The organism is Vibrio nomapromontoriensis, from assembly GCF_050337205.1.
Lineage (GTDB): Bacteria > Pseudomonadota > Gammaproteobacteria > Enterobacterales > Vibrionaceae > Vibrio > Vibrio nomapromontoriensis.
The window spans coordinates 550,568-570,990 of the sequence record NZ_JAKJSS010000007.1 but is presented as its reverse complement, the minus strand read 5'-3'; the positions used below and the strand labels follow the sequence as shown (position 1 = coordinate 570,990).

The following is a 20,423-nucleotide window of genomic DNA, read 5'->3' as shown; positions in this document are numbered from 1 at the left end:
GTACTAACAATAATCTGACTGGAATTTAGTGATTTTGAGTTAAACTTAATGCCTTATCGTTACTGATTGTCAATTTATCGTGAATCAACTTATTACCCTTATCCAACGTTTCCCTAAGTGTGTCCTATTTTTAGTACTTTCGCTGACTGCAGCCAGTGCTTGGTATAGCCAACATCACTTCAAAATGAACGCCGATCTTTCCTCTCTGGTGAAACAAGATGGCGCGTGGGTCGATGATCTCGCTCACCTTGAAGAAGTATTTCCTGAAACGGGCAACGTGGTGGTGTTAGTCACGAGCCAAGATGGCGAGCTTGCTAAGCAAAGTGTTGCAACACTGGTTGATAAGTTGGCCTCGTCTTCTGTTATTAAAGACGTATTTGCTCCTTCGGCCTTGTCTTGGTTCCAGCAATATGCGCTGGGGTTTATCTCCGACAGTGACTATCAAACCCTTAAAGAGGTTGCTAGCCAACAGGTTGCACCATTAGTTGCTGGCGCCAATGCTCAGCGCTTAGAGGTGTATTTGGGGCAATTAATTGACCGTAATAGTAATATTGCTGCTAGTGCTCTAGGTGCAGATGTAGATAAAGCTAACGAGAATATACTTGAGCCTTTATTGTCTGCGGCTAGCGGTCAGAAATTTGATTGGGCACGTGAATTAAGTGGTCATATCAAACCACCAAGCGCATACGCTATCACTTTAGTTGCACAGCCGGATGACAGCGTAAAAGAGCCAAACAGAGCGATTATCGAAGCAATTCATAATGCTGTAACGGCCGCGGATTTGCCATCCAGTGTCGATGTTCAGGTTACCGGTCAAGCCGCCTTAGATTTCGACGAAATCGTTGATGCCAATAATAGCATCGCCATTGCAGGTAGTGCGTCGCTAATTGGTCTAGTATTGATACTTGCCATCGGCATTCGCTCGCTTCGCGTCATCGTCGCGTGTTATTTGACGGTCATAATAGGACTCGTTTGGACGTTCGCTGCTGGTTTGTTTGTCGTGGGATCTTACAACACCATATCTATTGTGTTTATGGTGATGTTTATTGGGCTTGCTGTCGACTTTTCTATTCATCTTTGCCTTCATATTCAAGAGCTCAGGATTAAAGGCGAAGATAACCGTCATAGCCTTGCGCATGCTGCAGGTCACTCGTTTCGCCCGTTGGCTCTGTGTGCGCTTTCCTCTGGTATCGGATTTCTTAGCTTTTATCCAACCGCTTACACGGGGCTTGGTGAACTAGGTGTTGTTTCCGCGTTGGGCATGTTACTCGGGCTATTGGCGACGTTCGTCGTTATTCCACTATTTTTCACCTTATTTGGTTATCCAACGGTTAAACACAAAGCTGACACGCGTTATTTTTCTGCATTTGGTCATGGGCTTGCGACTTATAAGCGGACAATCACCTTTTTAATGGTTTGTACGTCATTGGTGATGGGTTATGGCGCGACCCAATTTAAGTTTGATTTTTCGACGTTAGTATTGAAGAACCCGCAATCGGAGTCGGTGTTAGGGTTATACGCACTGCAGCAACATGGTCTAGGCTCTAGTTACCAGCTTTACGCCGTTGCCAAAAACGAGCAAGAAGCGCAGCAATGGAAGTCACAGTTACTTAACGAGCCAACAGTCAGTCAAGTCATTATTGCCAGCGATTTTATGCCGGCGGAACTAACTCAACGCGCGCAGCAACTGTCTGATGCCTTGCAGCCCAGCATGGCAGCAAAACCATTATCATTGAGTGAGTTTAAGCGATTAGCGGTAGAAGAGGGTTGGAAAAATGCCGAGCGTATTCCGACTAATATTAATACTAATAGCGATAGTGCTGATCTTGGAGCACTGACACAAATGCTATTTTCTAGTATAGACAATGGCACTTTATCTGCATTTAGTTCGAATGCAGTGCCACTTAGCATTGAGAGAGATTTGCCACGTTCGCTTTATCAACGCTATATCAGTAAGCAAGGTGAATGGTTGGTCGCGGTTACGCCGCAAGGCGACATGAGCAATGTCGAAGAATTAAACCAATTTATTGACGATGTGCAGTTTATTGCTCCGAATGCGACAGGACGCGCCGTCGCGGAAAAAGAAGTGGGTGTTATTGTCGTTGATGCCTTTAAAGCGGCGATTTTGATGTCGATCTTGGCGATCGCATTGATCCTTATTTGGACAGTGAACAAAAAGCGCGACATTGTGCTGATCTTTATTCCGTTAGGCTTAGCGACCATCACCACGTTGGGGATGATGTATTGGCTCAATTTGTCGATGAATATGGCCAATATTATCGTGGTACCGCTGATTTTTGGTTTGGGAGTAGATAATGGAATTCATATCGTTAAACGTTTTCGTGCGGTGGGCAGTTTAGAGGCATTTTTTAAGACCTCAACACCAAAAGCATCTCTAATCAGTTGTTTAACTACTCTCGCGACGTTTGGCGCGTTAATTGTCGCTAAACATCAAGGGATGCACTCTATCGGACTTGTGCTAACGATTGCCTTGTCGAGTATTCTTGTTTACAGCTTAGTGTTGCTACCTATTATGTTAGAAGCGACGAATAAATCAGTGAAAATCACCGGAGTGGAAACGAGTAGTAAAGAAAGTTAAGCGCTGTAAAAAGTGAGCCACTCATCAAGTGTTGAGTGGCTGCCATTGCTGAGTAGCGGCTACTTGTGCCTAGAATCTAGCATCCAATGTAATGAAGAAGCTTTTTCTTTGTCCAAAACCGATTTCACTGATAAGCACCCAGTTAGGAGTGAACTCGTATTGAGCACCTACTAGCGTGTTCCATTTATTAGCTAAGCTCTGGTTTACGGTAAATTTCGCGTTGTCTGGTAAGGAAATACCACCTAATGGCAAATCGTTAATACTACCGGATAAGGTTTGTTCTATATTCTGATATTGTGCGCCAACCCAAGCTCTGATTGGCCAATCGCTGTTTCTTGAAAAATCATAGCCAACGCGCGGAGAGATAACGATTGAATCGATTTCCCCATCGATGACAGTCAGGCTTGTTTTGGTATAGCTGGCATCAACGAGGGCAAAAACACTCTCATAGCCTCCCGCAATGACCGTGCCAGCGCCATAAGTATAACCATCTAAATCAAGTCGAAAAGGCTCGTTTATTTCAATGCCATCTCCTGGAAGGTTAGGGAACAGCTTAACGTGGCTAATAGTGGTTTCTGAATAACCATCTAATTTGCCACCTATGGCATAAAAATTTAGGAAAGGTAGCACCCATACATCTGCTTTCAGGGTGATTACTTGGCTCTCTTGATAGCCACCTTGTGTTTTAATGCCGATATCATCTAGCGGACCTAAACCCGCTAATGTAATTGAATCAACATTTATCCCCTGAGAAACGTTCATATAGCCAAAACTTAACCCTATGGCTTCAGGTAACGTATAACCACGCTCTTCTGCCTCTGCTTTAAATAAAGGGAGCTCAAAGGCATGTAGTGTTGGGGAAATAGTCCCGCTAATCATTGCGATAAGTGCAATAGACAGCGAACGGAATTTGACCATGAAGTTACTCTTGCTCGTGATGTGACTAGGTCACATTAATAAAGATGGCGAATTCTAAAGGATAGCATTATTGTTGGAAAGTGATATATATCACTTTCTTTATGAATCTGCTTTGCAGGTAGGGGCTTGAAGGCGAAAGAGGTTGAGTATTAAGGTGTATCAAGTAGGCGAAAGTTGAGTTGAATGATATCGCATACTTAATACCACCGGTTACATTAATTAAGCGTCGTCTTGCTCTAACGTCAGCCAATTAATGCGAACATTAGCTTGCTCAAACATATCTTGGCTGAGCGAGATTTTATCTCCCCAGCGAGAAAGGAAATCTTCAGATTGTGCGGGGCAATGGACGACTGAAATGCCCGTTTGAATGATCTTAGCTGCGCAGTTAGGGCAAGGGAAGTGTGTAACCCAAATTTCACATCCATCTAGATCTCTTTTTGCAAAGAGGATAGCATTTTCTTCTGCATGCAGAGTTTTCAGGTATTTTGTTTCTCTTTCGTCACTTTCTGCACTGTCAGAGATACCGTGTGGGTAACCATTAAAGCCCACTGAAACGATGCGATTGTTTTTAGTGATCACCGCGCCAACTTGCGTCGAGGGGTCTTTACTCCACGACCCAACAAGCTCGGCCATTTGGATAAATCGTTTTGCCCATTTTGAAGCCATGTAAATACCGTAATTTTAAATCCACTTGTGACAAAGTTTACAAAAATTAGCCAAGTAACACGAGTGCTAATTGCAAACGATTACATTTTTTCTCCCGCTATTCTCAACTAAAGGGACGCTTTATTTAATTGGGACAGGGTTGGTTGCGTTAGATTGCTTGAGTGAATGGAAGTTGCATTGGTTTTGTGACTTGAACGAAATTCTTTGTCAGAGTATTGCGAATTCTGTTTAAAATCCCTAAAACTTCTATGAACATGTGTCAGTATTCGACGAGTTCTTCAGAAAGGGAAAAGGAAATGCGAAAAACACTGTTAGCGGTTTCACTATGTAGTCTGTGTTTTAGCGCAGGGAGCTTAGCATTTGCAAAAGATTGGTCAGCATCAAGTGTAAAGGCGGTCACTCAGGGGGCTAAGCAAGGCGACTTGTTTGCTCAGATTGAGCTAGGAGACCGATATGCTGATGGCAATGGCATTAAAGAAGACGATACCACGGCTGTCGAATGGTACTTTAAAGCTGCCGAACAAGGCAGTGAGACAGCAATGTATAAGTTGGGCATGATGTATGACAATGGTCACGGTGTTCACTACGATGCGAAAGAAGCGGCGTCGTGGTTTGAGAAAGCATCAAACATTGGTCATGACCAAGCACAATACTACCTTGCTGGTATGTACAAGTGGGGCAGAGGTGTTCCCAAGAGCAATGCCAAGGCAGTCGAGTATTATCGCTTAGCCGCTGAGCGTGGCTATGATGTAGCACAAAACAGCTTAGGGGTGATGTACGCGAAAGGACTGGGTATTGAGCAAAATGACATTGAAGCGGTGAATTGGTATCGTAAAGCGGCGGAAAATGGCTATGCCTACGGCCAGCGCAACTTAGCCTTTAAGTACTCATTAGGTGAGGGTGTTGATCTCGACAATGTTCAAGCGCTTGCTTGGGCGTCGGTTGCTGCCACAAACGGCTATCAAAGCGCTGAGAATCTGCGTGATGAAATAACTGCCAAGTTATCGAATGAAGAGATAGATGAAGCGAACCTTTTGGCGAAGCAATATTTAGCGGCTTATTCATCTCATAAGTAATCCAGTACGGTAAAGTTAAAGTAGACTTAGCAAAAAAGGGAAGCCACGCTTCCCTTTTTAGTATTTCCAGTATTTGTGTGAACCATAGGAGCATAGGAGCATAGGAGCATAGGAGCATAGGACCATAGGACCATAGGACCATAGAACCATAGGAGCATAGGAGCATAGGAGCATAGGAGCATAGGACCATAGGACCATAGGACCATAGGACCATAGGACCATAGGACCATAGGACCATAGGACCATAGGACCATAGGACCATAGAACCATAGAACCATAGAACCATTACCAACTCAGTATCGAGTTATCTCTTGCGCCAAACTTTCGTTCATATCTCGGTAACATGGTTTCGTTCCCCAATAACCCGCCTTGGTGCACATAAAGTACAGTAGCATCGGGGTTTGCTTCTAACCAAGGGAGCAAGCAGCGCCACATAAGTGGGTCATACAGTAGGTCAAACTCTATATCAGTTTGCTCGTATAACAAGCGCCACATGGCATAATCTTCCTGATACAGCTTACCAAAATGGTGTTTCGCGTCCCGCTGCAAAATAGTTGGATAAACGTCGAATTCGTTCAATTCCTGAAACTGTTTAACTAAGTATTCTCGCCCACCAACACAAGGGCAGGTGAGTACTTCAATACCTTCTGAGTGCAGTGCTTTAGCAAGATATAGCGCAGTGGTACCCGTGCCAGAAGGCAGAGCCACTTTCAGGTTAGGGTTCTTTTCAAACCTTGCCCATGCCAAAATTTCTCTGGCAAGCGTTTGCACGCCGACTTCTGCAAGTTGAAACCGGCCGCCTTCTGGGACAATGAGGCATGCGTCATCATCGCCATGTTGGCGTTGAATAAAGTCACAGGGGTGGATCTTTTCAAGGTTATTAGGATGGTCGGAGAGTGAAACGATGGTTGCGCCAAGCTCTAATGCCATTCGATAATTGCCCATCGGTTTTTCATCTAACCAAGCGGGTTTATGATCTACATAATACGTGAACTGCCAGCCTTTAACCTTTGCGAGTGCAGCAAGTGACGTCAAAGAATTTGCTTGCGCTGAGCCCCACCCAACTAAACGAACGATGCTAGGGTTGTTTTGCTCCAATAATGCGGCAAACTTTCTCGCCTTATTGCCATTGAAGTGGCTGTGCAGCAAATCATCGCGCTTTAAATAAAACGAGTGACCTTCGACATTATGTTGAGTGACGGGGCTGTCTTTGAGTTTCACTGGAAAAACCGCTTGAATAGGAAGGACCGAATTCTAACGCTAACCAGGCTCGGTGACAAATGACACATGTTACAAACGCATACATTTGCTTTTGCGTAGATATGTAATAATTATCTGCAATGAGTGTTAAGTGGCTTAACTGCGCGGCATATAGGTCTAGACGGATGTTGATAGACCGTTTAACGTGATTATTGACATAAATCTGACTTTTAAGCGGATTACGGAATAATTGAGAGTCTGAGCCTATACTATGCCAAGTAGTCACGTTTAGATTGCGAATTTATGTTACGTGTCGATTGTTAAGTTTTTTCAGGTTTTGCCGACAATACAATATACTCAGTGAATGTTTGATTTAATAGTGTTCTAAAAGGTCAATAAATTAGACATTTGAACACCTTCAGCCCTTTTAATTCTTTGAACGCCCTAGTAAACTTTGTCGTTCTCCGTGCCAATGCGCACGTGTTATCTGTGAGTTAAATATATGAGCCAGTCTTTTCTCCCTTTATGTCGCCCTGCGGTCGATGAAAAAGATATTCAAGCTGTCGTTGATGTACTGCGTTCAGGATGGATTACAACCGGTCCCAAAAATGCGGATTTGGAAAGTAAAATCTCTGAGCATACAGGAGCGCCGCATGCAGTAGCGTTAAGTAGCGCGACGGCAGGTATGCATTTAGTCTTATTGGCACTTGGTATTGGTCCTGGTGATGAAGTCATTACCCCTTCTCTTACATGGGTATCTACGATCAACATGATCACCCTAGTGGGTGCTAAGCCAGTTTTTGTCGATGTTGATGTTGACACGTTGATGACGGATGCAGAAAAGATTGAACCGCTTATCACCGATAAAACCAAACTGATCATCCCAGTTCACTATGCTGGCGCTTCATTGGATTTAGATCCAATTTATGCACTTGGTGAACGTTTTGGTATTCCAGTGGTTGAAGATGCGGCGCATGCTTTAGGCTCTGAGTATCAAGGTCAGCCTATTGGTGCTCGCGGTACGTGTCTGTTCTCCATGCATGCGATTAAGAATGTCACCACGGCAGAAGGTGGCGTTTTCACCACGTTTGATGCAGAGCTGGCTGATAAGATTCGCCGTTTGAAATTTCATGGCCTAGGCGTCGATGCTTTTGATCGCGAGACTCAAGGTCGAGCTCCGCAAGCCGAAGTCATCGAACCTGGCTTCAAATACAATATGCCAGATATTTGCGCCGTATTAGCACTCGGTCAAATGGATCGTATTGCAGAGATCACGCAGGCTCGTACTGAGTTAGCGTTAAGCTATCGTGAGAAGTTAAGTGCCATTAAAGGTGTGACTCCCTTAGGTCTTGCCAATCATGACCACAAACACTGTTGGCATTTAATGATCGTACGTATTGACCCTGCGCAAGCGGGTATTACTCGTGACGAATTGATTGCTAAACTAAAAGAGAAAGGGATTGGCGCTGGAATTCACTTTAAAGCGTGTCATACCCAGAAATATTATCGAGAGAATTACGCAGAACAATTTGGTGCAATAACGCCAAACTTAGAAAATACAGAGCGTAATAGCCAGCAAATTTGTTCACTACCGCTATTTCCTGATATGACTCAGGACGACGTTGCGCGAGTAGTGAATGCCGTGTCAGAAATAATTGGATAACCCATGAAACAGAATGAACCTATCAATTTTGTGTCTATCGTCATACCGGTATACAACGAAGAAAGCTGCTTACAAGAGCTAATAGAGCGGACGACGAAGGCAGCAGACAGCCTAGGTAAAGACTACGAGTTAGTGTTGGTCGACGACGGCAGCCGAGATCGCAGTGTCGAAATTATTGAAGCCGCCTCTGCGAAAGAAGGCAGTCATGTTGTTGGTGTCATCCTTAACCGTAACTATGGTCAGCACAATGCGATCATGGCAGGTTTCGAGCAGGTTCGTGGCGACCTAATTATCACTCTAGATGCCGATTTACAAAACCCGCCAGAAGAAATTCCAAATCTGGTTGCTAAAGCGGAAGAAGGTTTTGATTCGGTCGGCACTGTGCGTCAAAACCGTCAAGATAGTGCGTTGCGTCGTTATCCATCTAAAGTTATCAATAAACTGGTTAAGCGCTCTACAGGCGTTGAAATGAACGATTACGGTTGTATGCTGCGCGCTTACCGCCGACATGTTGTTGACGCAATGCTAGAATGTCATGAGCGTAGTACATTTATCCCTGTATTGGCGAATGGCTTCTCTCGTCATACCACAGAAATCCCGGTTCACCACGACGAACGCGCCGATGGTGAATCTAAGTATAGCTTTATGAAGTTGATCAGTCTGATGTTCGATTTGATCACGAGTATGACAACCGCGCCGTTACGTTTACTTAGTATCGTTGGTGGTATGACTGCTGCGGCAGGTATCGCATTCGGTATCATACTAATGCTAATGCGTATTTTATTTGGCTCAGAATGGGCTGGCGACGGTTTGTTTACGTTATTTGCGATTCTATTTGTATTTGTTGGTGGGCAGTTTATCGGCTTAGGCTTGCTAGGTGAGTATATTGGACGAATTTATTCCGATGTGCGAGCAAGGCCGCGTTACTACGTACAGGATGTTTTGGTGGGCGAGGCAACTCGCAGTGCACGTGAAACTGACGAATCAAAGAACAAATAATAAGATTTATATTAGAGGAATATTCCATGAAAGTAGTCGTGTTTGCCTACCACAATATCGGTTGTACAGGCGTTCGTAGTTTGCTTGAAGCAGGCGTTGAAATCGAAGCGGTATTTACCCATGTTGATGATAGCAACGAAAACGTATTTTTTGAGTCTGTAGCGAAGCTTGCGGCGAAAAACGGTATCCCAGTTTATGCGCCAGAAGACGTAAACCACCCACTTTGGGTTGAGAAAATTCGCCAGATGAAACCTGACGCGTTGTTCTCTTTCTACTACCGCAATATGATCAGCCAAGAAGTGTTGGATCTTGCGCCAAAAGGTGGCTTTAACCTGCACGGTTCTTTGCTTCCAACTTACCGTGGTCGTGCTCCTATCAACTGGGCACTGGTTAACGGCGAGACAGAGACGGGCGTGACGCTGCACAAAATGGTGCAAAAAGCAGACGCTGGTGACATCGTTGGACAAGAAAAAATTGCCATTACTGACGAAGACTCAGCAGAAACACTGCATAAGCGTCTAGCGGTAGCATCAAGCGATCTACTGGCTAAAGTATTGCCAACTATCGTTGATGGTAGCGCAGTAGCAACAGCACAAGATGAAATAAAAGCGACGTACTTTGGTCGCCGTACACCCGCCGATGGTGAAATCAAATGGTCTACAGACTCTCGCACAGTATTTAACTTAGTGCGCGCGGTTACTGAACCATTCCCAGGTGCGTTTACTTTCCTAGGTGAGCGTAAGCTGACAATCTGGAGTGTCACACCAAGCGAAAAAACATTTGAAGCGACGCCAGGTACGATTGTTGCCACTTCTCCACTAACAATTGCCTGTGCTCAAGGCTCAGTGATTGTTAACTCTGGTGAAGCTGAAAACGGTCTGTACCTTGGTGGTGAGCAACTGGCAGCAGAGCTTCACTTGATTGAAGGTATGCGTTTTGGTCCTCAAGCAAGCGCGATCATCAATGCTAAGAAACGTCAAAAAGTACTGATTCTTGGTGCCAATGGCTTTATCGGTACTCACCTAACTAAGCGTCTTCTTGATGATGGCGGTTACGAAGTTTACGCGATGGACATGAGCTCAAATCAGATTTCTGATCACCTGGGCCACCCTGACTTCCATTTCGTTGAAGGTGATATCACGATTCATAACGAATGGATTGAGTACCACATTAAGAAGTGTGACATCGTACTACCATTGGTTGCTATCGCGACTCCAATTGAATACACGCGTAACCCGCTAAAAGTATTTGAGCTAGATTTTGAAGAGAACTTGAAGATTGTTCGTGGCTGTGTGAAATACAACAAGCGCATTATCTTCCCATCGACTTCAGAAGTTTACGGTATGTCTACGGATTCTGAGTTCAACGAAGATACGTCGCCACTTATCGTCGGTCCTATCAACCGTCAGCGTTGGATCTACTCAGTGTCTAAGCAATTGCTTGACCGTGTAATCTGGGCTTATGGTAAAAAAGATGGCCTTAACTTCACGCTGTTCCGTCCATTTAACTGGATGGGTCCTCGCCTTGATAGCTTGAACTCAGCACGTGTTGGTTCTAGCCGTGCAATTACTCAGCTTATTCTAAACCTTGTTGAAGGTACGCCAATCAAACTGATTGACGGTGGTGAGCAGAAGCGTTGTTTCACTGACATCTCTGAAGCGATTGAAGCACTATTCCGCATCATCGAAAACAAAGATGGTCTGTGTGACGGTCAAATCATCAACATTGGTGCACCAGAAAACGAAGCGAGCATCAAAGAGTTGGCTGAAACATTGGTAGAGAAGTTTGAAAACCACCCATTACGTGGCAACTTCCCTCCATTTGCAGGCTACAACCTAGTAGAAAGCAAAGCGTTTTACGGCGACGGTTACCAAGACGTTCAACACCGTAAACCAAGTATTGCTAACGCGAAGAAACTTCTGGATTGGGAACCACAGGTTCACATGAACGATACTATCGAAGAGACGTTAGATTTCTTCCTTAAAGGTGCAGTAGCAGAAGATAAGTAATGAATCAGAATGAAGTCACTAAGGTCGGTCTTAGGATCGACGTAGACACGTTTCGAGGAACTAAACTCGGCGTGCCTAAGCTGCTCGAAATTTTCGAAAAGCATGGAGTGATGGCTTCATTCTTCTTTACTGTTGGACCTGATAACATGGGGCGCCATATATGGCGCCTTTTGCGTCCTGCATTTTTGAAGAAGATGCTTCGCTCAAAAGCTGCGAGCCTTTACGGTTACGATATTCTCATCCGTGGTACGCTGTGGCCGGGTCCAATCATTGGTAAGAAGTTACGTCCTATCATTGAAGCCGCCGATCGCGCTGGCCATGAGATTGGTCTCCACGCGTGGGATCACCATAAATGGCAAATGAAAACAGATACCATGTCTGATGCGGAACTTCGCAATCAAATAACCCTTGGCTATAATCTTCTCAAAGACATCACCGGTAAAAACTTACCTTGTAGTGCTGTCGCTGGATGGCGTTGTACTGATCAGACTTTGATTGAGAAAAATGCCTTTCCTTTCAAGTACAACAGTGACTGCCGTGGCGATTCCATTTTCTCACCAGGAGAAGGGATGGCACCACAGATCCCTGTCACCTTGCCAACGTATGATGAATTGGTTGGCCAAGATGGCGTGGACAATAGCAACTATAATGACGCTATTCTTAAGCTGATTAAACGCGATGGTCTGAACGTTTATACGATTCATGCCGAAGTGGAAGGTATCGTATGTGCCGAAATGTTTGAAGAATTGATTGTCAGAGCTAAGCAACAAAATATAGAATTCGTGCCTATGATTGATCTGCTTAATGATGCAGTTGATCCACTTCCTCATGATTCGATAAAAAATATCGAGATGGAAGGACGTGAAGGTTGGTTGACTCACCAAGCCTCATTCGTTGAACGAATGGGACTCTAAGTCGCCTTATCGTATATAAAACTATCTGTATATAAAGCTAGCTGTATACAAAAACATAAGCCCATGATCGTCGTGGGCTTTTATTCAATTGGATGAAGAATGCAACAATCTCGAATCAACTGGGCGGTATGGGTTCCGCTTTTCTTTATAGCTCTCTACATATTACCGTTGGATATTCGTCCACTCTGGTCTCCTGATGAGCTGCGTTACGGTGAAATCTCTCGAGAGATGGTCGCGTCCGGAAACTGGATTGTACCGACGTTTAATGACCTGCGTTATTTTGAAAAGCCGGTAATGGGCTATTGGTTCAATGCGATCGCTCAGGTGATTTTTGGTGAGAATAACTTTTCTGTGCGTATTGCCTCGGCACTGGCCACATTAGGTGTTGCTCTAAGTTTAGTATTAGTTGTCGGTAAGATGACGACACGCCGTCAAGGTTGGTTAACGGCTGGCGTATTCCTAAGTATGTTCATGGTGGCAGCGGTTGGCACCTACAGCGTACTGGATGGCATGCTTGCGTTCTGGTTGAGTGCTTGTTACGTCGCATTCTTCTTTGCTACCCAATCTCAAACCAGTGCTCAGCGCTGGCTTAATTATGGTCTGGCAGGGTTTTTCTGTGGATGCGCTGTATTAACCAAAGGCTTCCTGGCGCTGGCGCTACCAGTGATCGTTGTTGTCCCTTATATGATCATGCAAAAGCAGTTTCTGGAAATACTGCGTTGGGGATGGTGGGTTATGCTTGTGGCGTTTATCACTTGCTTACCATGGTCACTTGCTGTGCATGCAGCCGAAGCCGATTATTGGAATTATTTCTTCTGGGAAGAGCATATTCACCGTTTTACCGCTGAAGACGCTCAACACGTTGCACCTGTTTGGTATTACGTGCCATTCCTGTTTTTGGGCACGCTTCCGTGGGTATTTTGGGCTCCGTCGGCTGTGGCGCAACTCAAAGGTGAATTATCAAAACCGCTCATTCGCTACTCATTGCTTTGGGCGATTGTTCCTTTCCTATTTTTCTCATATGCCAGTGGGAAGTTAGCGACATACATCCTTCCTTGTATGGCGCCTATCGCGATTCTTTTGACTCATGGCCTTTTGAAAGCGGGCGAGAAAAAAGTAAAAGGTTTAACAATTGGTTCAGCCATTAATGGTTTGTTCTTTGCTGTAGTCGCTACGGTATTAGTGGTGATGTTCTTTATGGGCAAACTGCCACTCGAGGCATCCGAATCTTACCGCGTTGCAGTAGCTGCGTTTATTCTTGGTTTTTGGGCTGTTTGTGCCTTCTACGCCATCAAAACGTCGTCATTTGAGAGAAAGTTTGCTGCGTACATGGTGTCACCACTAGCGTTGTTTGCTTTGTTTTCTTTTGCTGTGCCTAACACAACGATTCACTCAAAAATGCCAGAAGACTTTATGACAATGTTAGCGCCAAAAGTCTCAGACGACATGGTGCTGATTGCCGATTACCCTGACACAATGTCGGCATTAAACTGGTACCTAAAACGCAGTGACGTGTACCTAACGAAAGGGATGGGTGAAGTGGACTATGGCCTTGAATATGAAGATTCAAAACATCGCTATGTTGAGTGGAATCAATTAGGTGAGTTTATTAAAGAAAAGCAATTAACAGGACCGGTATTGCTACACTTTAGAGACTTACCAGCGCTGCCTGAAGGTTTTCCTGAATCGAGTGATCATGTTGATTTAGGTCGTTATCATGCATTGATTTTTGATAAGAAAGCGCAAAACTAATGACGGTTTTTTTGTTTGTTCTTTCAGTGCTCGCCAGTTCGTTAAGCCAATATTGGCAAAAACGAGCGGCGATGCACTTTGAAGAAAATCCACACTTATCGGTCATAGGGAAGCTTTTTAGCTTCCCTATGATGCTTGGCATTACGTTTTTAGGAACCAGTGCTATTACATGGCTTGGGGTTCTGAGTCAGTGGGATGTATCCATTGCCTACCCATTACTCAGTATTAATTTTGTCATCATGCTGTTGGTTTCGAAGTTTGCATTTGGAGAAGTGATCGTTCCGAAGCAGTGGCTTGGTGTAATGTTTATCATGATTGGTGTCGGTATTTTGGGTGGTGCTGGCTAATGGTATTGAAAGATTTAAAAGCAGGACTTCCGGTTGCCTTGCTAAGCGTCGTTCTCATCTCCGTCGCTCAATTGGCGATGAAGTGGGGGATGGGTAATTTATCTTCTCAGTGGACCCTAATAGCAGAGCTACTCGCTCAATATGAGTTAGTGCAACTTTGGCTAGCGACTTGGCCTGCGTTAGTTTGTGTTGCGATAGGGTTGTTATGCTATGCCACCTCAATGGCATGTTGGGTCACGGCGCTTAAACATTTACCTTTAGGCGTTGCCTATCCGTTATTGAGTTTGAGTTACGTTTTAGTTTATGCGCTGGCCGTAACGCTTCCGTGGTTGAATGAGCCATTTAATGGAGTGAAGTTGTTTGGCATTGGGTTTATTCTTGTCGGACTGATGTGCATCTTTACCGCAAAAAAATCCAGCTAAGGCTGGATTTTTTATATTTGTAGCCACAGGATTAGTTATCCTTAACGGCTTAACGGCCACGACCATCAACCATGATCTTCAATGTTTTAATGACGATATGAACATCGGTCATGAACCATGTTTTAAATGATGATAGCGATAACGCGTAGCTGTGATCAAATCCTACCTTTCTTCTTACATCGTCGACACAGGTATCATAACCTTGGTTGACTTGTGCTAACCCCGTAATACCGGGTAAAACATCATAGGTTCGCTCGGTAAAAAATGGGATATCTTGTTCAAGCTTGGTATAGAAATCAGGGCGTTCAGGTCTTGGTCCAATTAAAGACATATCGCCTTTGATGACATTAATGAACTGAGGCAACTCATCGAGTCGAGTTTTTCTTAAAAATCGCCCAACTGGCGTTATTCGCGGATCATTTTCCGTCGCCCACGTTGCGCCGCTTCGGCTCTCCGCATCAATGTACATGGTGCGATATTTAAGGACGTGAATGAGGTCAACTTTTGTCGGCGTAAACTTACCGACTCTTAATTGCTGATAAAAAACCGGACCCTTAGACGTTAACTTTATCGCGATAGCAACGGGAAGAAAGGAAATCGCTAAGATTACCACACCGATACTTGCGCCAATTAAATCGAAGATACGTTTAGCGATGCGAATGGTTGGCTTTTCATAGGTGTTATTTTTCATGGTAATTCTCCTAGCGTAAGATACGCTTCCATTTTCCGTTTTCAAGTCCTAGCAGGTAGCGCAAGCCACCAATGAAATTTGCAGTGTGACCAACGACCAAATACGTTAAAAGCTGTAAGGGTTTAGTACGTTGTAAATACGGGAAGCAATAGGCTAAAGCGGCTAAGCTGTAGATCGCAATTTGAGCAACGAAAAAGCATAGAAACAAAAGGTGTTGGCTCAATAAACCCGATGTTATGAGACAGATAATCATTAAGTAAGGTGTAAGTAGTCTTAGTCCTTTTCCTGAGAAAAAGGCAAAAGCGACCCCCTTAAAACGTGGGGAAAATAAGTCAAATAACTGAACAACCTGCTGCATGTTACCTGCAGAAATTCTGATCCTACGTTTGAAGTCATCCCCAGCTCGGGTCGCTTCTAGTTCAACGGCGTTCATGTCAGGTGAATAGGCAGCGCGATACCCTTTGTGCACGATGTGCATTGGAATGAGGAAGTCATCGTTAATGGCATTAGTGGGCAGTGCTTCGAATAGGGCTGTACGGATAAAGTACAGTGCACCGTGACTGCCGATAGTGGAGCCCAATGTCGTTTCTCGATACTTGATCTGATTTTGGTAATGCCAGTATGCCGCTTCACTGCTTTCTTTATTGAGTAGATGATAGGTAGAATTCACCACTCCAACCTCTGGGTCACCAAATTGTTTAGCTGCAATAACGAGAGCATCGATCGAGATAAGTGATGACACATCGGTGATCGCGGTAATGTCGGAAGAGATACAGGGTAATATTTGATTTAATATGGCGACTTTACCGCGGTTCTTCTCGTGGGCGATGACTTCAAAATGTGCTTCCGAACATATCGCTTCCTGTATCGTCGATTCTGCTACGTGTACAGTGTTATCAGTACAGCCGTCGGCAATAATGAGTACACGAAGCTTACTTTGGGGGTAATCAAGGCAGGCGATGTTTCGAATCTTTTCCGCAATCCACAACTCTTCATTAAACGCCGGCATCAAAATGGTAATGCTAGGTAGGACGCGGTCTTTATTCTGTTCGCGATAGCCGCGGTTTGACGACGCCACGGCTTTGAGCGGATGTTTATTCGAATACCAACGTAGTAGCAAAGGGTAGCCAGCATGATGGTAAATGATGAGCGCCGCACATATCAAAAATATACCTAACCAGATTCCGTCCATTGAATTGCTCCTATGCAATGCTGTTTTACTAAATTTGTGAATGACATCGACTGCCATAATCTTGGGGTATAACGCTAAGCCTTGAATACCAGATTGCGATAGGCTTGGCTCATTGCTCTCACATCATTGTTTTCTACGACAAAATCCCGAGGACAAAATAAATGCTTGGTTTGAAGGGTAAGAGTGAGAGAATCAATAAGCGAAGTGACGTTTTGGGGTTCAGTTACTACCCCTGATAGGGGACACAATGTTTCTTTTGCGGCGCCAACATCAGTAACGACAACTGGAATATTGCATGCTTGCGCTTCTAACGGTGATAGAGGAAAGCCCTCTTGCAAAGACGGTAAACAAAAAACGTCTAGGGCTTGATAAAATGTTGGCATTTGGTCGACGAGACCAAGGAAGTGGACGCGGTCTTGAATATCAAGCTTATGGCACAGTTGTTTCAAGTCGGTGTCGAGTGAACCAATTCCTGCAATTGCTAAGTGGATGTGCTTAGGCATTCGAGCTAATGCTTTGAGCAAAAAGACCTGACCCTTGACGGTTTCTAATCTACCCGCAGTACCAATCATCATAGGATGAGCCGGTAAGTTGAGTGCTCTACGGGCGCTTAGACGATCGCCAGGTATGAAACGGTCACAGTCGATGCCATTTTTGATGAGCAGCGGTTCAGTGTTGGGGAATAGCTCGATAAGCTGTTGTTGTACACCACACGCATCTGCCACTAAGATGGGTTTCACCAGTTTAAGTGCAAGGCCTTCTACGCTCTGACGCTTTTCGCAATTGAGGTGCCACATATCATGTTCGGTGTGAATACGAATCGGTACTTTAGCGAGTCTTGCCGCGATACCGCCATATAGAAGTGGGCCTATATGGTGAGTATGAACAACTTGAGGTGACAGAACTTTAAACAGACGCGAAAGCGTTCTTACTAAGGTGATTTGAGTGCCTGATGGTTTAGCAAGAAAGAATAAATGTGAGCGGTATGGACGTAGCTTTGGCCAATGTTCCAGTGCTTGTTCCATTTCACCCTCCAAGCTTACTATAAAAACGCGTTCGGTATCGTTAGCTTGCTTTAATAGCTCTAGGACCATGGTCTCAAGGCCACCGGGTGCCATATGTTGTACAACATGAATGACTTTTAAAGTGGATCCTTTACCTTTGTGGGCAATCAGAGGCGACGTTTTCATGGTGTTCTCCTTTATGTCTAACTTGTCCTGCACTCATCCTTAAGGGAGGGGAATGTGGATGTTTGAGTATCTGATAGTTGATAATTTGGGTTTTCAATCATTGATAAATAGTTATTGCATTCCTCATGCCAAAAATTAAATAACCTTATTTCAGTGAGTTAAAACCATCCCAGGTGTTGTGGTAGCCAGTTCCTAAATTGAGAATCAGTTTGAAGCGAGATAAACACGCTATTCAAATTTTGGTATAGCTGTGATGAGTGGAACACCTGATATCGTTTCGAGTTGTTGTCTACGTCTAATGGTGGTATCAAAAAGCTCTAAGACGATGGCCATACCTATACCAAGTGCTAACCCAGCAAAAATCCCAGCCAAAAGGAAAACAATCGGTGGAATGTTGACTGGGGCACTAGGGGTAAAAGGGCGGTCAATAATTTTAACTCGTTTGTTTTGTTCAAAGACCCCAAGCGAACCCGTTAATTGAGCCATTTCGTAACGCTCGACCAGCTCGTCATATAGCTGGCGTTTTAACGCCACGTCTCGTTGTAGTTTTAACAGTTGTTTTGCTGTACTACCGTAGTTTTGGGCTGTATCAGAGAGGTCGTTTATCATTCGTTTTAAGCTGCCAGTCTCTTGTTTTAGCGACTCGTAGCGACTTCTGACGACTTGCAGACTCAGCAATTGCGTAATAAGCAGTGGTTGTAGCTCACTTGCTTGCGTACTGACAGAAGCATTGGCAATGTCCCATAGTTGATCATTATCTAAGCTGGATTGCTCTGAGTTGAGAAGTAAGGTTCTTTCCTGCTCGAGTCTATCGAGTTCTCTCTCCCGCGCTTGCACAGCGCTGTGGCTATTGGTGTATTTCGCCTTGAGTAGCGTGAGGGCACTGCGGGTTTCTATGATTTGTTCTTCAATCTTTCCGACAATAGGGTTGGTTTTAGATAACTGTTGGTCTAGCGTCCCGAGACTTTTTTCTACACCAGATAGCTCAGCTTCTTTTTCCGCGAGGGTTTGGCGTAAAGAGGCTAGGCGGCTAAGGTTCTCATTTTGCATCTCGGGTGTTGAAGATGAATACTGGTTGTAATAATCAGCCAGTGCTTGTTCTGCTGAATCAAGATCTTCTTGTCGTTTGTCTATGTGTATGGCGAGAAACTCGCTGGAATCACGAATGGATGAGCGCTCTGGCGCAAGTAACTCTTCTATAAAGTGGACACTGACGGCTTCGAGCATCGCTTGCATGCCTTCAGGTCGTGAGGCGGTGTGTTCGATTTTGATAAAATCTTTGCTGAGTTGTGTCACCATCAAGCTTGCAGACATTTTATTAATGACTTGTTCCACTTCTTCTGGGCGCATTTGATCATTGGTTAGCCCGAGGTCAGCGGCAACAGATAATAAAACGTGGCGACTGTTGAGCAGTGTTTTTAAGGCAGCGATGCGATCCTTGAGCATGGTAGACACGGCAAGATCTTCAAGGAACGGATTCATTTTTGCTGTTTCTTGAATCAGCATACTGGTATGAGCTTTGTATTTTAATGGCGCTAAAGTGGCAATCGCATAGGCAATAAATGGCATGACCAATATTGGAATCGCGATGGCATAACGTCGTCGCCATGCCGCGGTGAAAATAATGAGAAGGCGCAGCTTTAATTCACTCATATCACCTCCAAATAACGCTCTAGTGTTATGACTCGCTGATCCCAACTTTCGCTGTCTACAATCCCTTTGGGCAACTCTGCGGAGTGTAACTCAAGACGTTTTAGTGCCTCTATCAGTGACGCAGAGTCATGGACGACGTTCACGTGCTCGCGGTAAGGTTCGAGTGCAGGAAAGTTACTGGTTACGATCGGGCGTCGAGAGGCTAAATACTCTTTAAGTTTGAGTGGATTACATGCGATTATTTGTTCGTTCAACACAAAGGGCAGTAGGCTGACCGTCCAGTGCTGGCTATAGCTAGGTAATTGCGAATGAGGGCGAGGTCCAAGGTAGTGGACGTTATCGGCTTGAATGATAGGAAAGCTATCTAACTCTAATTGCCCAATAAAGACAAAGTCCCAATGGGGCAATGCTCGGATCGCGTCATTCAACAGTGGATAATCCAACCAATCGGACAGGCTGCCATAAAAGCCAGCAATAGGACGGTTATTATTAGGAAGATCGGTAGCTCTAATTGCAGGAGTGGAAAATTTTCCGCAATCAACACCATGGTTTAAGACATTCGTTTTAGAGTCTGGAAACTTGCTTAGTAATTTTTCGCTTGCCGTAATGATCATGTTTGCATTGGCAACCAGTCTCTCCTCGTGTTCCAACACGGTGCGGTGGTCAACACCGGCAAGCGCACCAAAATCATCGCCGCAATAGTAAACAACAGGGTAGTCTCCTAGTAGTGGACAGACGTCAACCGCGGTTGGAAGCGACGTCCATACGAGCGCGTTATTTAATGATAACTTATTGATGATGGGACGAAGCTGATAAGCCATTAGGTTTGCGGCCAGCTTTCTTGCGACCATTGAACGAGGCGCGGGTATGGTAATGAGGTTAACGATTGTTATCGAATTCGGCACCGTTTCAGTATCTAAATCAAGTTGATGAGACTTGTCTTTGCCAAGAAGTTTGTTCGCCGCTCGGTGAAGATCGTGGCGGCTAAAACGGGGTTGACGTAAGCCAATTGAGTTGATCCACAGCACTTTTCTTTGCTTGGCTAGACGCTTGACCAAGTGCTGCGTGCTTGACGGCAGAGCACCAAAATCTTCCCCAAATACAATCAGATCTCTCATCATTATTTCCTTAC

General features: G+C 44.7%; 17 protein-coding genes. 9 read left to right on the top strand and 8 right to left on the bottom strand.

What is annotated here, in order from left to right; translation table 11 throughout:
* Nucleotides 1-79 precede the first annotated feature (79 nt).
* Complete coding sequence (locus L4D05_RS06680; protein ID WP_428793402.1) at nucleotides 80-2,599, top strand: efflux RND transporter permease subunit; 2,520 nt, start codon at nucleotides 80-82, stop codon at nucleotides 2,597-2,599.
* A gap of 69 nt (nucleotides 2,600-2,668) precedes the next feature.
* On the opposite strand, the gene L4D05_RS06675 is transcribed toward L4D05_RS06680, so the two are convergent.
* Nucleotides 2,669-3,517, bottom strand: a complete 849-nt coding sequence (locus L4D05_RS06675; RefSeq protein WP_428793401.1) for a TonB-dependent receptor — start codon at nucleotides 3,515-3,517, stop codon at nucleotides 2,669-2,671.
* A gap of 219 nt (nucleotides 3,518-3,736) precedes the next feature.
* On the bottom strand, nucleotides 3,737-4,183 hold the full coding sequence (locus tag L4D05_RS06670; RefSeq protein WP_250616729.1) for a dCMP deaminase family protein: 447 nt from the start codon (nucleotides 4,181-4,183) through the stop codon (nucleotides 3,737-3,739).
* A gap of 296 nt (nucleotides 4,184-4,479) precedes the next feature.
* Here L4D05_RS06670 and L4D05_RS06665 point away from each other — a divergent pair, with 296 nt between their 5' ends.
* Nucleotides 4,480-5,259 (top strand): tetratricopeptide repeat protein, encoded by a 780-nt coding sequence (locus tag L4D05_RS06665; RefSeq protein ID WP_428793400.1) that lies wholly within the window; start codon nucleotides 4,480-4,482, stop codon nucleotides 5,257-5,259.
* A gap of 285 nt (nucleotides 5,260-5,544) precedes the next feature.
* Here L4D05_RS06665 and L4D05_RS06660 read toward each other — a convergent pair whose 3' ends face one another.
* Nucleotides 5,545-6,480, bottom strand: a complete 936-nt coding sequence (locus L4D05_RS06660) for a 1-aminocyclopropane-1-carboxylate deaminase/D-cysteine desulfhydrase (RefSeq protein ID WP_428793399.1) — start codon at nucleotides 6,478-6,480, stop codon at nucleotides 5,545-5,547.
* Nucleotides 6,481-6,961: 481 nt separating this feature from the next.
* On the opposite strand from L4D05_RS06660, the gene arnB reads away from it, so the two are divergent.
* The 7 genes from arnB (at nucleotide 6,962) to arnF (ending at nucleotide 14,565) form a co-directional block, all read left to right on the top strand.
* Complete coding sequence (arnB, locus tag L4D05_RS06655) at nucleotides 6,962-8,122, top strand: UDP-4-amino-4-deoxy-L-arabinose aminotransferase (RefSeq protein WP_428793398.1); 1,161 nt, start codon at nucleotides 6,962-6,964, stop codon at nucleotides 8,120-8,122.
* Between the two features lie 3 nt (nucleotides 8,123-8,125).
* On the top strand, nucleotides 8,126-9,121 hold the full coding sequence (gene arnC / locus L4D05_RS06650; RefSeq protein WP_250616733.1) for an undecaprenyl-phosphate 4-deoxy-4-formamido-L-arabinose transferase: 996 nt from the start codon (nucleotides 8,126-8,128) through the stop codon (nucleotides 9,119-9,121).
* A 26-nt stretch (nucleotides 9,122-9,147) separates the two neighbouring features.
* On the top strand, nucleotides 9,148-11,130 hold the full coding sequence (gene arnA / locus L4D05_RS06645; RefSeq protein WP_428751804.1) for a bifunctional UDP-4-amino-4-deoxy-L-arabinose formyltransferase/UDP-glucuronic acid oxidase ArnA: 1,983 nt from the start codon (nucleotides 9,148-9,150) through the stop codon (nucleotides 11,128-11,130).
* Nucleotides 11,130-12,044, top strand: a complete 915-nt coding sequence (gene arnD / locus L4D05_RS06640; RefSeq protein ID WP_428751805.1) for a 4-deoxy-4-formamido-L-arabinose-phosphoundecaprenol deformylase — start codon at nucleotides 11,130-11,132, stop codon at nucleotides 12,042-12,044. The genes arnA and arnD overlap by 1 nt, the downstream gene beginning before the upstream one ends.
* 99 nt (nucleotides 12,045-12,143) lie before the next feature.
* Nucleotides 12,144-13,796 (top strand): lipid IV(A) 4-amino-4-deoxy-L-arabinosyltransferase, encoded by a 1,653-nt coding sequence (gene arnT, locus L4D05_RS06635; protein ID WP_428793397.1) that lies wholly within the window; start codon nucleotides 12,144-12,146, stop codon nucleotides 13,794-13,796.
* Complete coding sequence (locus L4D05_RS06630) at nucleotides 13,796-14,143, top strand: DMT family transporter (RefSeq protein WP_428793396.1); 348 nt, start codon at nucleotides 13,796-13,798, stop codon at nucleotides 14,141-14,143. Before arnT ends, L4D05_RS06630 begins: the two co-directional genes overlap by 1 nt.
* Nucleotides 14,143-14,565 (top strand): 4-amino-4-deoxy-L-arabinose-phosphoundecaprenol flippase subunit ArnF, encoded by a 423-nt coding sequence (gene arnF, locus L4D05_RS06625; protein WP_428793395.1) that lies wholly within the window; start codon nucleotides 14,143-14,145, stop codon nucleotides 14,563-14,565. The genes L4D05_RS06630 and arnF overlap by 1 nt, the downstream gene beginning before the upstream one ends.
* Nucleotides 14,566-14,614: 49 nt before the next feature.
* On the opposite strand, the gene L4D05_RS06620 is transcribed toward arnF, so the two are convergent.
* The 5 genes from L4D05_RS06620 to L4D05_RS06600 form a co-directional block, all read right to left on the bottom strand.
* The gene (locus tag L4D05_RS06620; RefSeq protein WP_428793394.1) at nucleotides 14,615-15,256 is read right to left on the bottom strand and encodes a sugar transferase; all 642 of its coding nucleotides are present in this window, start codon (nucleotides 15,254-15,256) and stop codon (nucleotides 14,615-14,617) included.
* A 10-nt stretch (nucleotides 15,257-15,266) separates the two neighbouring features.
* Nucleotides 15,267-16,448, bottom strand: a complete 1,182-nt coding sequence (locus L4D05_RS06615) for a glycosyltransferase family 2 protein (protein ID WP_428793393.1) — start codon at nucleotides 16,446-16,448, stop codon at nucleotides 15,267-15,269.
* Nucleotides 16,449-16,522: 74 nt separating this feature from the next.
* Entirely contained in the window at nucleotides 16,523-17,638 is a 1,116-nt protein-coding gene (locus tag L4D05_RS06610) for a glycosyltransferase (protein ID WP_428793392.1), read from the bottom strand.
* Nucleotides 17,639-17,866: 228 nt separating this feature from the next.
* Entirely contained in the window at nucleotides 17,867-19,291 is a 1,425-nt protein-coding gene (locus L4D05_RS06605) for a GumC family protein (RefSeq protein WP_428751813.1), read from the bottom strand.
* A complete protein-coding gene (locus L4D05_RS06600) occupies nucleotides 19,288-20,409 on the bottom strand; it encodes a glycosyltransferase (protein ID WP_428793560.1) in 1,122 nt (373 codons plus the stop codon). Before L4D05_RS06600 ends, L4D05_RS06605 begins: the two co-directional genes overlap by 4 nt.
* Between the last annotated feature and the right edge of the window lie 14 nt (nucleotides 20,410-20,423).

What these genes read in the sequence shown, in the direction of transcription:
- arnF (WP_428793395.1), top strand. Translation starts at nt 14,143, where the DNA reads ATGGTATTGAAAGATTTAAAAGCAGGACTTCCGGTTGCCTTGCTAAGC.
- L4D05_RS06600 (WP_428793560.1), bottom strand. Translation starts at nt 20,409, where the DNA reads ATGAGAGATCTGATTGTATTTGGGGAAGATTTTGGTGCTCTGCCGTCA.
- L4D05_RS06615 (WP_428793393.1), bottom strand. Translation starts at nt 16,448, where the DNA reads ATGGACGGAATCTGGTTAGGTATATTTTTGATATGTGCGGCGCTCATC.
- L4D05_RS06675 (WP_428793401.1), bottom strand. Translation starts at nt 3,517, where the DNA reads ATGGTCAAATTCCGTTCGCTGTCTATTGCACTTATCGCAATGATTAGC.
- L4D05_RS06630 (WP_428793396.1), top strand. Translation starts at nt 13,796, where the DNA reads ATGACGGTTTTTTTGTTTGTTCTTTCAGTGCTCGCCAGTTCGTTAAGC.
- L4D05_RS06605 (WP_428751813.1), bottom strand. Translation starts at nt 19,291, where the DNA reads ATGAGTGAATTAAAGCTGCGCCTTCTCATTATTTTCACCGCGGCATGG.
- L4D05_RS06620 (WP_428793394.1), bottom strand. Translation starts at nt 15,256, where the DNA reads ATGAAAAATAACACCTATGAAAAGCCAACCATTCGCATCGCTAAACGT.
- arnD (WP_428751805.1), top strand. Translation starts at nt 11,130, where the DNA reads ATGAATCAGAATGAAGTCACTAAGGTCGGTCTTAGGATCGACGTAGAC.
- arnC (WP_250616733.1), top strand. Translation starts at nt 8,126, where the DNA reads ATGAAACAGAATGAACCTATCAATTTTGTGTCTATCGTCATACCGGTA.
- L4D05_RS06665 (WP_428793400.1), top strand. Translation starts at nt 4,480, where the DNA reads ATGCGAAAAACACTGTTAGCGGTTTCACTATGTAGTCTGTGTTTTAGC.
- arnT (WP_428793397.1), top strand. Translation starts at nt 12,144, where the DNA reads ATGCAACAATCTCGAATCAACTGGGCGGTATGGGTTCCGCTTTTCTTT.
- L4D05_RS06610 (WP_428793392.1), bottom strand. Translation starts at nt 17,638, where the DNA reads ATGAAAACGTCGCCTCTGATTGCCCACAAAGGTAAAGGATCCACTTTA.
- arnA (WP_428751804.1), top strand. Translation starts at nt 9,148, where the DNA reads ATGAAAGTAGTCGTGTTTGCCTACCACAATATCGGTTGTACAGGCGTT.
- L4D05_RS06670 (WP_250616729.1), bottom strand. Translation starts at nt 4,183, where the DNA reads ATGGCTTCAAAATGGGCAAAACGATTTATCCAAATGGCCGAGCTTGTT.
- arnB (WP_428793398.1), top strand. Translation starts at nt 6,962, where the DNA reads ATGAGCCAGTCTTTTCTCCCTTTATGTCGCCCTGCGGTCGATGAAAAA.